The 12,781-nt window shown below is 44.2% G+C and carries 7 protein-coding genes; 1 reads left to right on the forward strand and 6 read right to left on the reverse strand.

The genetic code is table 11. The features are described 5' to 3' along the window. Positions 1-62: 62 nt before the first annotated feature. The 4 genes from rlmJ to QME20_RS06970 all read right to left on the reverse strand — a co-directional run bounded on the left by rlmJ (position 63) and on the right by QME20_RS06970 (position 4,970). A complete protein-coding gene (rlmJ, locus tag QME20_RS06955) occupies positions 63-941 on the reverse strand; it encodes a 23S rRNA (adenine(2030)-N(6))-methyltransferase RlmJ (protein ID WP_061095033.1) in 879 nt (292 codons plus the stop codon). Positions 942-1,088: 147 nt separating this feature from the next. Then, the gene (locus QME20_RS06960; protein ID WP_061095032.1) at positions 1,089-2,789 is read right to left on the reverse strand and encodes a dihydrolipoyllysine-residue acetyltransferase; all 1,701 of its coding nucleotides are present in this window, start codon (positions 2,787-2,789) and stop codon (positions 1,089-1,091) included. Positions 2,790-2,805: 16 nt separating this feature from the next. Next, positions 2,806-3,783 carry an alpha-ketoacid dehydrogenase subunit beta gene (locus QME20_RS06965; RefSeq protein WP_061095031.1) on the reverse strand — a complete coding sequence of 326 codons (978 nt, stop codon included), beginning with the start codon at positions 3,781-3,783 and terminating at the stop codon, positions 2,806-2,808. Then, positions 3,783-4,970 (reverse strand): thiamine pyrophosphate-dependent dehydrogenase E1 component subunit alpha, encoded by a 1,188-nt coding sequence (locus tag QME20_RS06970; protein WP_014976583.1) that lies wholly within the window; start codon positions 4,968-4,970, stop codon positions 3,783-3,785. Before QME20_RS06970 ends, QME20_RS06965 begins: the two co-directional genes overlap by 1 nt. A 500-nt stretch (positions 4,971-5,470) precedes the next feature. Between QME20_RS06970 and QME20_RS06975 the strand changes: the two genes are divergently transcribed. After that, on the forward strand, positions 5,471-9,493 hold the full coding sequence (locus QME20_RS06975; RefSeq protein WP_281715679.1) for a S8 family serine peptidase: 4,023 nt from the start codon (positions 5,471-5,473) through the stop codon (positions 9,491-9,493). A gap of 42 nt (positions 9,494-9,535) precedes the next feature. Here QME20_RS06975 and rmuC read toward each other — a convergent pair whose 3' ends face one another. Both rmuC and QME20_RS06985 read right to left on the reverse strand, forming a co-directional pair. After that, on the reverse strand, positions 9,536-10,825 hold the full coding sequence (gene rmuC, locus QME20_RS06980) for a DNA recombination protein RmuC (RefSeq protein ID WP_281715680.1): 1,290 nt from the start codon (positions 10,823-10,825) through the stop codon (positions 9,536-9,538). Positions 10,826-11,058: 233 nt separating this feature from the next. Next, entirely contained in the window at positions 11,059-12,588 is a 1,530-nt protein-coding gene (locus tag QME20_RS06985) for a fumarate hydratase (RefSeq protein WP_014949528.1), read from the reverse strand. Positions 12,589-12,781 lie beyond the last annotated feature (193 nt).

Consider the following 12,781-nt stretch of genomic DNA (forward strand, 5'->3'; position numbering starts at 1 on the left):
GTGACTTTTTGAAACAGATTAATCAGCAGCGATACGCTTACCATTGTTAAACTGCACAGCAATCAATTATCTTCGTTTATCCAGGTAACATGCGCTGTAGCGTGATAACCTGCTTCATTTTCACCTAGCATACCAACAACGCTTTCTAACGCGCTTTTTAAATTAGTATCTAGCTGCCAAGGCGGGTTCAAAACGAATACGCCCGAACCATACATTCCGGCATCAGCGGTATTTTCTTCCACGCATATTTCTGCTTTAAAACAGGGTTTACCCATTGCTGCAAGCTTTTCACACATAGCTTCACTTGCACCACTTTTGGCGCCAGCCCTCTCTGACAATAGTGGATACCACACTACGATTTGTGCCTGCTGCCAGCGTTTGAATACCTGCTCCACACCCTTAACAAGGTCGCTATATTCATTCACGCGCTCATAAGGGGGGTCGATTAAAATAGCACCGCGATTGGGTTTAGGTGGCGTGAGTGCACGAAGCCCTTCGTACCCGTCACGTTTATGGACGTGGCTATTAAGGGTGCGTAAACGGGATACGTTTATGTCTAGTTTATCGAATTCCGCAGGATGAAGTTCCATTAGGTGTAAATTATCACCGTCCCTTTTTACTTTTGCGCTTATTGCCGGTGAGCCCGGATATTGTTGTTGTGCTAAAAACGGTTCACACAACGATAAATAGTCGGCCAACAAATTTGGCAAGTCCTGCGCGCCTTTATCATCTATAAGCAAACGAGATATACCTGTCTCGTACTCTTTATTTTTTGATGACATGGCATCGGTTAGATCGTACGCGCCCGCGCCTGCGTGGGTGTCGAAAAGCGTAAAAGGTTTATCTTTTTTCTTTAATGCGTTGATAACGCCAATCCAACAAAGATGTTTTATGACATCAGCGTGGTTGCCCGCATGAAAGGCATGTTGATAACTAAGCACAAAACCTCAGTAAAATTTTCGTTTGTTTATAGTGCTCTATAATAACGTCAACGCGCTTTGAGGTATACAAAACAAAAAAGGGCCAATAGTTTTGCTACCGGCCCTTTTAAAATATTGCTACTGCAAATCAAATTGCTTTGAATGATATCACTTAAGATGCATCAACATTTTTTCTGGCTGAGTTAGGTAACTCATCCATAGATTATTGAATCGCACCATAGTCGCACCATCAATAATACGGTGGTCGCCAGACCAATTAACCGCCATGATATTTTGCGCGCTAACATTTCCTTCATCGTCAAAGCGTGGAAGTTTCTGCGTTTTGCCAAGAGCAACAATAGCAGCTTCTGGTTTATTAATTACTGGCGTTGCGGTAATACCGCCTATTGCACCGATATTAGAGATACTAATCGTACCGCCTTTAAGGTGCTCGCCAGCCACGCGGCCCGCTCTGGCTTGTTCGATAATATCCTGCATTTGAACAGCAATCTCTAACAGAGATAGGTCTTGAACACGCTTAATATTGGGTACAAGCAAACCAATTTTAGAGTCTACTGCAAAACCAATATTGTGATCTGCGAAGTAGCTTATCTCAGTGGCGTCTTCGTTAAGCTGACTGTTAACTACAGGGAACTCATTGAGTGCCAACGACATTGCTTTAACGAAAAACGGCATAAAGCTGAGTTTTACGTTCTTCGCTTCAAATTCAGGTTTAAGCAGCTTGCGTAGCGACATCAGGTTGTCCATTACCAACTCGTCACTGACTGTGAAGTGCGGGATAGTATAGACCGAAGCCGACATTTGCTTCGCCATAGCTGCCTGAATACCGCGTACTTTTTCTGTTCTAACGCTGCCTTTAAGCACAGTGCTTGTGCTATTCAAATCACCTTTTTCTGCGGTAGATGAGCTTGGCGCAGAAGATGACGTATTTTGAGACGACGTGTCAACATTCGAATGTTGTAGATTCAACACGTCAGACTTAAGGATCCGCCCCTTTTTACCCGAGCCTTCCACAGTAGAAAGGTCGATATTCTTTTCTCTTGCAACACGTCTTACCGCGGGGCTAGCCAACACTTTACCTTCTATAGCGATAGGTGGCTCGTATTCGCCGTCGCTGAATTTTGAAGGAGCAAATTGCGCTGATTGTTGACTTGAACCGTTTGTTTGCTTGTTCACCGAACTTTGAGATGCAACGCTTGAAGCACTGTTGTTTGCCGATGGTGATTCGTCATTAGTACCGCTACTAGTTGTGACTTCACCGGCAACTTCTAGCGCAAACAATGCACTATGAACTTTCGCTATATCGCCTTGCGCGTAATAAAGACGATGCACGGTACCTGCGTTTTTAGCGGGGATCTCTACCACTGCCTTGTCGGTCATCACTTCTACAACGGCTTGATCTTCTTCAATTTCATCGCCTTCAGCCACGTTCCATTTCACAATTTCGCACTCGACAATACCTTCACCAATATCTGGCAAAATAAAGTCTTCGATGTGCTTGCCGTTTGAAGCGCCTGAAGAAGCACTATCATTCGCTGTCGCTGTTTCAGACGCATTGTCTTTTACTTCCGCTTGCGCGTCTTCATGTGTATCTGAGTTAGCGTCGGCATCATCTGGCGTCATAGAGAATAATGGTGCGTGCACTTTAGCAATATCGCCTACCGCGTAATGCAGTTTATTAACCACACCCGCATGCATTGCAGGAATTTGCACGGTAGCCTTGTCGGTCATTACTTCCGCGACAGGTTGATCTTCTTCTATATGCTCACCTTCAGAAACTAACCATTCCAGAAGTTCACATTCAACTATACCTTCACCAATGTCCGGTAAGATAAATTCAATTGTCATTTCATCGTCCCCCGGCTTAGTAGTGAAGCGTACGTTTTATGGCTTCGTACGTCTTCGTTTCATCTGGCATATATTCTTTTTCGTGCGCCAAAGGATACGGCGTGTCTAAACCACACACTCTCGCAATAGGCGCTTCAAGATATAAGAAACAACGTTCCTGAATGCTCGCTGCGATTTCACTCGCAAAGCCACCCGTTAGCGGTGCTTCGTGGTTTATCAATAAGCGACCTGTTTTCATTACAGATTGCATAACCGTTTCAACGTCCCACGGTAATATGCTGCGTAAATCGATAATTTCACACGACACACCATCTTCAAGAGCCATTTCTGCAGCTTTTTGCAGTATTTCTATCTGCGCGCCCCATCCAAGTAAAGTAATATCGCTACCTTCTTGAACAATATCTGCCTTACCTAATGGCAGTTCGTAATCTTCTTCAGGCACTTCCGATACAGAAGCACGGTAAAGACGTTTAGGCTCCATAAACAATACGGGGTTTTTATCGCGAATTGACGCAAGCAACAAACCTTTCGCCTGATATGGGTCACGAGGGATAACAATCTTTAACCCTGGGCAGTGAGCGAAGAATGCCTCTGGTGATTGACTGTGATAGTGGCCGCCGGCAATACCGCCGCCATAAGGTGTACGAATTGTTAGCGTACCAACGTCGAACTGACCGCCTGAACGATAGCGCCATTTAGCCGTCTCATTCACGATTTGGTCAAACGCAGGGAAAATGTAATCACCGAATTGAATTTCAGCAACAGGTACAGAGCCCTGTGATGCCAATCCGTTTGCGAAGCCTATAATGCCTTGTTCAGTAAGCGGCGTGTTAAAGCAACGTGCTTTGCCAAATTTTTCCTGAAGATGGCTGGTCGCACGGAATACGCCACCAAAATGGCCCACGTCTTCGCCAAAGACCATTACTTTTTCATCTTCGGTCATGGCTGTGATGAGTGCATTATTAATTGCTTGAAGTAGATTCATCTTAGCCATTATTTTACTCTCCCTGCTGTTTTAGGGTACATCTTCGGGTACTTCTTAATATGCGCTTTCAATTCACTGAGTTGTTCTTTTAAGTGCCAAGGTGCTGTGTCGTATACATCTTCGACAATGTCTTCAATGGCACATACGTCAGTCTTTTCACAACTCTTCATTGCTGCTAGAACGTCTTGTCTTGCTTTATCGACGCGTTTTTGGTTCTCAGCCTCGTCAAACCAGCCTTTGCTTTCTAACCATTTCGCCATACGAGCGATAGGGTCTTTTGCACGCCACTTATCTTCTTCTTCACGAGAGCGATAGCCTGTTGGGTCGTCTGACGTGGAGTGCGCCGCTAAGCGATAAGTCATGGCTTCAATAAGTACAGGACACTTTTCTTCAATGGCAATACGACGGGCTTCTTTTGTAGCTGCGTAGATGGCTAACACATCGTTACCATCAACACGGATGGTTTTAATTCCGTAACCCAAACCACGAGAAGCAATGCCGTCGCCCGCGAACTGTTCTTCTGCTGGTGTTGAAATCGCGTAGCCATTGTTACGGCAAAAGAAGATAACTGGGCAGTTTAGTACGGCTGCCATATTTAACCCTGCGTGAAAGTCTCCTTCAGACGCTGCACCTTCACCGAAGTAACAGATAGTAACCACATCTTTACCCGACATTTTTTGGCCATAGGCGTAACCAGATGCTTGAGGGATCTGTGTGCCTAGTGGAGAAGATATCGTCATGAAGTTAAGTGGCTTGTCACCATAATGGATAGGCATTTGACGTCCTTTGTTAGGATCGTCTTTATTGCTAAACATTTGGTTCATGAACTGTTCTGTGGTGTATCCGCGGTAGGCTAATGCGCCTTGCTCACGGTACTGAGACATTATCATGTCGTCATCTGAGAGTGCTGCAGCACTTGCAACTGAAGCCGCCTCTTCACCCGTGCTTGCCAAGTAAAAACTAATACGACCTTGGCGCTGTGCACCCACCATACGTTCATCCAATACTCGAATGTAATGCATGGTATTAAATATTTTTAATGCTTCTTCTTTGCTGAGGTCAGGTTCAACTGCTTTTTCAATGAGTTCACCTTCGGCAGAAAGGATTTGCAGCATTGGGATATCAACAACCCCTTTAGTAATAATTTCGACCTTATTTGTTGTTTTTACTTCGGCCAAATGATTTCTGTCTTTCACGTTTGTTCCCCTTAAATATGAGGGTTAATAGCGACTTATAGTGATACCAATATGCTAGTTGAGAAAATGCAGGAGCGTCCTACTTATTCATTGGCATTTTTTCAAATGGGTGAAATAGACATACTCAATTAGTCTAAATGAAAAGGATATTCGTCCTAAAAACGTAAACCTTATGTAAATAATATGAAAATCACGTAGGACAGATGTTTCTTATTCGTCTAAGTGGACAAAGTATTTAGATTTTTACAACTTAGGATGCCAAACCACGTCGGTGTATAACTTCAAGTAAAAAAGGGAGTTATCTATGCAACGTCTATTCACCGTTAAATGTAACAAAATGTGTAAGTTGTGTATTGCAGAAACACACGTTACAAAAAGAAAAAAAGTGTGCTAGTAATAGATAGTCACAACGATAAGTTGCGTTTTAAACGAGGCGAATGACCTTTGAAGCAAACAAGAAAATCGTTGGGCTCCAGGGAACTATTCACACGAGAATAATTATGAAAAAAACAATCCTAAGTACAGTTATTGCTACCGCATTAGCGGGCTCGGCTTTTGGTGCTTTAGCTATATCAAATCAACTATCTGGTTACGGCGTAGAGCAACAAAATGCCATTGAGGCGTCGTTCGACAAGAAGAATATTCTTGCAAATGCCATTCAAGCAAATAGCGATAGTGTACGTGTTATCGTCCAGCTAACTGATGTACCGATGGCGCAATTCAGCGCAGTAAATCCAAGTGTTAGCAGCATGTCCGCTCACAAAGGACAAAAGGTTAACTTCCAGTCAAACGCAGCTAAGGAATATCAATCTTTCTTAGAAGTACAACAGCAGTCTGTTATTCAATCTATAAAGTCCTTTGATAAATCGTTTAAAGCTGACATGTCTTACACAGCGGCTTTCAATGGTTTTGCAGGCGTCATTTCTAAAAGCGCACTTGATAAGCTTTCGAGTTTATCTACCGTAAAAGCGGTATACCCTGATCTAGTACACCATGCGCAAATGGATGCGAGTTTGGATCTTATCGGTGCAGTTGAAACATGGGAGCAGTTTGGCGGTAAAGAAAGTGCCGGTGCTGGTGTAAAAGTAGCAATTATCGATAGTGGTATTCGCCCGGAAAACCCGTTATTTAGCGGGGAAAACTTTACTGCCCCTGCTGCAGACACCCTTCCTACCGATGACTACTGTTCGGAAGTTCCTGATTTCTGTAACAACAAGCTTATTGTTGCCCGTGCAGCTGACATCGTAGAAGGCTTTTCAGTAGTTGAAGAAGAATACGAAAGCCCGCTAGGTTTTAATGGTCATGGTACCCACGTTGCGGGTACAGCTGTAGGTAACTATGGCGTAATGGCCGAGCGTGATGGGGCAGAAGCTGAAATTTCTGGTGTTGCACCAGCAGCTTATCTGATGGTTTACAAAGGTCTTTATGCAACCCCTGCGAACCCTGCTTCTTCAAGTGGTGCTTCGTCTATGTTGTTATCAATGCTCGAGGCTGCATTAACAGACGGTGCAGATATCGTGAACAACTCTTGGGGTGGCGGCGCTGGCGGTAACCCGAACGGTTCTGTTTACGAAGATGTGCTTGAAGCCATGCACGATGCGGGCGTAGTAACCGTTTTTGCGGCAGGAAACGATGGCCCAGGCGAAGGTACTATTGGTTGCCCGGGTTGTTCTGAAGACGTAATCACAGTTGCAAATACCACAACAGGTCGTTTGTTTGCTAACGAAGTTACTATAGAGGGTGACACCACTATTGGCTCAATACCTGCGCTTTACTCTGTAGGTAACCCTGCAATTGTTTTTGATAGCTCAATTACAGCACCGGTTGTTTATGCTGGTGAATTAGACAGTGCAAATGTTGAAGGTTGTGAGCCTTTTGTAGCAGGTGCATTTGACGGTGCTATCGCACTTATTAGCCGTGGTACTTGTGGTTTTGTTACCAAAATTGAGAACGCAGAAGCTGCAGGTGCTGAAGCGGTGCTAATCCATAACGTTGATGGTCGCGGTGAAGCCCCAATTTTGATGGGTGGTTTAAGCGAAACGCAGACAATTCCTTCACTAATGCTTCCAGCTACGCCTGGCCAGGCGCTTGCTGACTTAGCAACGGATACTGAAGAACCCGTTAACGTAACTATCGGTAGCGATATTGTTCGCGTAGTGTCAGAAAGCCTTGCTGACATCATGAATGAAAGTAGCTCGCGTGGTCCTAACGGTGATCTAACGTTCCTTAAGCCAAACATCGCAGCTCCGGGTACGCGGATTCTCTCTGGTGAATCACCAGATCCAGAAGGGCACGAAGGAGAAAGCTTCTCGTTAAAGAGTGGTACATCAATGGCGTCACCTCATGTTGCTGGTGCAGCCGCCCTACTTAAGCAAATGCACCCTGATTGGACTGCTCAGCAAATTAAGAGTGCGCTAGTAACCTCTTCAATTCGCGATATACTGAAAGAAGACGCTGCAACACAAGCTGATAATTTTGATATGGGTGCAGGTCGTTTAGATCTACCTCGTGCAACTACAGTTGAGCTTACGTATAGCGACTTAAGCCTGGTTGACGGTAACTGCTATTTGAACTGTGAAATGTCTATCACTGTAACAAACACTAGCGATGAAGAAGTTACTGTTGATGCCACAGCAATGTTTAATGACCCAGGTATTTCAGCGACGGTTACGCCTCAAATCGCTACCTTTCCAGCGGGCGCTTCTGCTGAAATTATGGTGGCGGTAGACGTCACTACAGCTTCAACTGGTTCGTGGTCTTTTGGTGGCATTAACTGGGCAGATACAGACGATACAACAACGGATTACTTTATCCCTGTTGCTATTTACCCAATTAGCAGTGATGAGCCATCTCTATTTGATAGTGATGTAAGCACTCAAGTTGCAGCTGAAGGTGAGCTAGTAGTAACAGAGGCATTTGCAACAAACACCGACGTAACAGGCATGATTAGCATCACTGGTGAAATTGATCACAAGTATGGCATCAATCCGGCGACTATTTCAGCAGTGAAAAATGGTAACCAAGAGCCCGTAACTTATGATGCTGACAAGAGTGAAATTAAGTGGGAAGGTGCGCTTAACACTGCATCGTTCAATATGGAGCCATCAACGATTATTGGTGATATTATTGAAGATGATTTGGGGCCTCTAGTAGAAAGAGTATTAGGCGTCACACTTGAAGACCTATTTGGATCAAGCCGCTATTTTCCAATGACGTTAGTAGCAGATCCACTTGTTTGTTCTGCTTCGTGCGACGATGCATCAATAACGGTCGATTTACCGCGCCCAATTACTTATCTAGGTACTGAATACACTACAATGCAAGTATCGTCGAACGGTTTTGTTTCATTAGGCACAAGCTCTGGTAATACTACAACACCATTCGCTGAAATTTTACCCAGCTTAAGCGAGCCAAATAATGTAATTGCTCCTTATTGGACGGATTTTGATTTGGCCGGTGGTAATGGTACTGGTAATTTGTACGCGGTCGACATGAGCGGGCTATCAAATCATTTCGTTGTTGAGTGGGAAAACGCACAAATTTGGAATGAAGATGGCACAAGCTTTAACTTCCAGTTGTGGTTTGAATACGAAACAGGCAACGTAAGCTTTGTTTACGGCGCAATGGACATGCCAGTATACGCAACCGTTGTTGGTGCAGAGAACACGTCTGGTAGCGTCGGTACAACCTACGCTTCACTTACGTCAGCTGGTCTACAAGGCACGCTTCCGGTAGAAGGTGATGAATTCGTACTCACTGCGAACGCGGGTGATGAAGTAACAATTAGCTACGCAGGTACTGTTGTTCCATCAAGTGAATATATGGACGACATGTTGTCAGTTAACGAAGATGCGTCGGTAACAGCTAATATCCTTGCTAACGAAATGGACAGCACTATCATCAACACGTTTACTATGGAATCACTGTCTGGCGATTTCCGTACGTTCACACCAATAACTATTGACAAGGCACCGTTAGATCCGTCAACTGTTGCGGTAACTACTGAACCTGCGAACGGTACAGTGAGTGTAAATGATGATGGTACTGTGACTTATGCACCAAATGCTGATTTCTTCGGTGAAGACTCATTCACGTATACCGTGCGTGTTGAAGGTACCATTGATGAAAATGAAGAGCCGGTAGAAGGTGATATTGTTGGTGAAGGCACAGTAACCGTAGCGGTTGCGGGTGTGCAAGATGCTCCAGTTATTTCAATATCTGCTCCAACTAGCGTTGATGAAGGTGAGTCATACACCGTGACGGCTTCTGCAACTGACCCGGACGGTGACGACGTAACTATTACCGTAAATGGTATGGCTACATCATCAATCACTGACACCGCGCCAAGTCATGAACAGGCTCGTCAAGTAACGGTTGAAGTAACTGCAACTGACGGCATCGATACTACGACAGAAACCGTAACAATTCGTGTAAACGATACATCGGGTGGTGGTTCAATGGGCTGGATTGCATTGCTTCTTGCTCCAGCAGTTTACCTACGTAGACGCATGAAACGTTCATAACGTTTTTTGATAAGAGAAAAAAGGCCGCAATTGCGGCCTTTTTTAATCGTCTTGAGAAAGTTGCTGTAAGTATTTAGGCATTCGTTTGCTGGGTTGCACACCAAGCTCTCTAAACTTTTCTATTTGCCTTACGATATTCCCTCGCCCACTTGTTAGTTTATTCATTGCTTGTTCGTAGTTTGCGTGGGCAGTATCCATCGATTTGCCAACTTTTTCCATATCAGCTACAAACCCTACAAATTTATCGTAAAGTTTAGCTGCTTGCTCTGCGATAATCTGAGCATTTTGATTTTGATACTCATACTGCCAAATGTTATTGATAGTACGAAGTGCCACCAATAAATTGGTAGGGCTTACTAACATAATGTTGTGGTTAAGTGCCATTGTGACTAAATCTGGTTCTTCTTCGACAGCAATTAAAAATGCAGGCTCAATGGGAATGAAAAGTAACACATAATCCAGTGTCTTTATGCCTTTAAGCGTTTGGTAGTCCTTCGCGCCTAAGCCTTTGATGTGCCCTTTTATAGAAGCCACATGTTGACTTAAAAATTGCGCTTTCTCAGCTTCATCATCACAGTTGTAATACCTTTCATAGGCCGCCAAACTTACTTTTGAATCTATGATCACATCTTTATCATTTGGCAAATGCACCACGACATCTGGTTGAAATCGCTTGCCGTGCTCTGATGTTGCTGACATTTGTGTTTCAAATTCATGACCCTCGCGTAAACCAGATTCTTTGAGTATCCGCTCAAGCACTACTTCGCCCCAGTTTCCTTGCTTTTTATTGTCACCTTTTAGTGCATTGGTCAGCGCTGCAGCTTCTTCCGTAATTTTCTGGTTGAGAGCCTTTAAACTTAGAATCTCTGTTTTAAGTGAGGCTCGCTCCTGCCCCTCACGTATGTGTTGTTCTGAGATTTGACGTTTAAAACCATCTAACTCGTTTTTGAATGGCGCCAAAACAGCTTCTATATTGTGTTTTGTTTGTTGCGTGTAACGCTGTTGCTTTTCTTCAAATATGCGATTTGCTAGATTTTCGAATTGCGTATGCAGACGTTGTTCAGATGCATTCATAGACGCAAGCTTATCTTCATGCGCAGCATGAAGCGCCTGAATTCTTGCTTGGTGCGCTTCGTTTTGTGCTTGAAGCTTGGCAATAGCAATACGCTCGCTATTCAAATCATTTTGTAGCTGCTCATTGATTTGCGAAAGCTGCGCTATCTTAGTGGCATTCGCCTGGCCTCGAATAAATGAATAAAGGGAAAAAGCACACACACTTACGAAGGCTATTAGAAAGGAAATGGGTTCGCTAGAAATAAGGTTAATTAACATAGTGCACGTTCATACTGTTATTTTGTACAGCACTATAAACAAAATCAGATAAATATACCAACTGGTATAAATTTAAAATGAAATTGGGGCAAAACGTCTAGCACGTAAACCGTTGAAAAAATGGAACTACACAAATGAAAACGGGTGCTATTGCACCCGTTTTTTTTATTGTAACGAAAAACCTAATTAGCTTTCTTAAGCAGAACGGCTCATCTTAAGTTTTGCCTTCCTCTCTATTTAGATAGCGAGGCATCAAGCTCTTCAATTTTTGCTTTCCAAATAGCCGGACCATTTTTGTGAGCATTGGCACCCGTGCTGTCTACTGCAACGGTTACTGGCATGTCTTCTACGTCGAACTCGTAAATTGCTTCCATACCTAAGTCCTCGAATGCTACGACACGAGATTTCTTAATGGCTTTAGATACAAGGTATGCTGCACCTCCAACTGCCATTAGATAAACAGCTTTGTGTTTAGCAATTGAATCAACGGTTGCCGGACCACGCTCTGCTTTTCCAATCATGCCAATAAGGCCTGTTTTCTCTAGCATCATGTCAGTGAACTTATCCATACGGGTAGCCGTTGTCGGGCCAGCCGGACCAACCACTTCGTCACCTACAGCGTCAACAGGACCAACGTAATAGATAAAGCGGTTTGTTAGATCAACGCCCTCTGGTAAACCTTCACCATTTTCCATCATGGTTTGAATGCGCTTGTGAGCAGCATCACGACCGGTAAGCATCTTACCTGACAGCAGAACCGTTTCGCCTACTTTCCACTCTTGGATATCTTCTTTTGTTACTTCATCAAGGTTAACGCGGCGAGTGTTTTCGCTCACTTCCCAAGTTACTTCTGGCCAATCTTCTAATTTAGGTGGCGTAAGCTCCGCTGGACCCGAACCATCTAGATAAAAATGTGCGTGACGAGTCGCCGCACAGTTAGGGATCATTGCTACAGGTTTTGACGCAGCGTGAGTAGGTAGCGACTTAATCTTTACGTCAACAACAGTCGTTAAACCACCTAGACCTTGCGCACCGATACCCAACTTATTTACGCGGTCAAAAATTTCTAAGCGAAGTTTTTCGTCGGTAGTTTGCGGGCCGCGCTCTATAAGCTCTTGGATGTCTACTGGGTCCATAAGGCTTTCTTTTGCAAGTACCGCTGCTTTTTCAGCCGTACCGCCAATACCTATTCCCAGCATTCCTGGAGGGCACCAGCCTGCCCCCATCGTCGGCAAAGTTTTTACTACCCAGTCAGCAATATCATCGCTTGGGTTAAGCATTACCATTTTAGACTTGTTTTCAGAACCGCCGCCTTTAGCCGCGATCATCACTTCGATCTTTTCACCCGCTACCATGTCGATATGCACAACAGATGGCGTATTGTCTTTGGTGTTTTTGCGCGCACCGGCAGGGTCCGCAACGATAGAGGCGCGAAGTGGATTGTCTGGATTAAGGTATGCACGACGTGTACCTTCATCAACCATTTCTTGAACGGTCATGTCAGTTTTATCCCACGTCACACCCATACCAACTTTAACAAAACAGGTTACGATCCCCGTGTCTTGACACAAAGGGCGCTTACCCTCTGCAGACATGCGTGAGTTAATAAGAATTTGCGCCATCGCGTCTTTCGCGGCTTGGCTCTTTTCCTTTTTATAAGCTTCTTCTACGGCTTTAACGTAATCGAGCGGGTGATAATAAGAAATAAATTGCAGGGCATCTTCAATGCTGTCAATGAAGTCTTGTTGACGGATAACGGTCATGACATCCTCTTTTTATTCGGCTTTCGTGGTCTTAGCTAGCTAAAAAAGCGTATACTAGCGCATCTAAAGACAACGCACCATGTAAAACCATGTGCTTGTGGCTAATTCCAGTCATTTTTAAAAACTATGCTGAAGGGATATCTGAAAAAGCAGCCTAATGTGATCGGTTATTAGTCTTTATTTGTTAACGCCA

It is taken from the genome of Alteromonas sp. CyTr2 (assembly GCF_947311905.1).
Classification (GTDB): domain Bacteria; phylum Pseudomonadota; class Gammaproteobacteria; order Enterobacterales; family Alteromonadaceae; genus Alteromonas; species Alteromonas macleodii.

Coding starts and splice junctions, on each gene's coding strand:
- QME20_RS06960 (WP_061095032.1), bottom strand. CDS start 2,789: ATGACAATTGAATTTATCTTACCGGACATTGGTGAAGGTATAGTTGAA.
- QME20_RS06965 (WP_061095031.1), bottom strand. CDS start 3,783: ATGGCTAAGATGAATCTACTTCAAGCAATTAATAATGCACTCATCACA.
- QME20_RS06975 (WP_281715679.1), top strand. CDS start 5,471: ATGAAAAAAACAATCCTAAGTACAGTTATTGCTACCGCATTAGCGGGC.
- rmuC (WP_281715680.1), bottom strand. CDS start 10,825: ATGTTAATTAACCTTATTTCTAGCGAACCCATTTCCTTTCTAATAGCC.
- QME20_RS06985 (WP_014949528.1), bottom strand. CDS start 12,588: ATGACCGTTATCCGTCAACAAGACTTCATTGACAGCATTGAAGATGCC.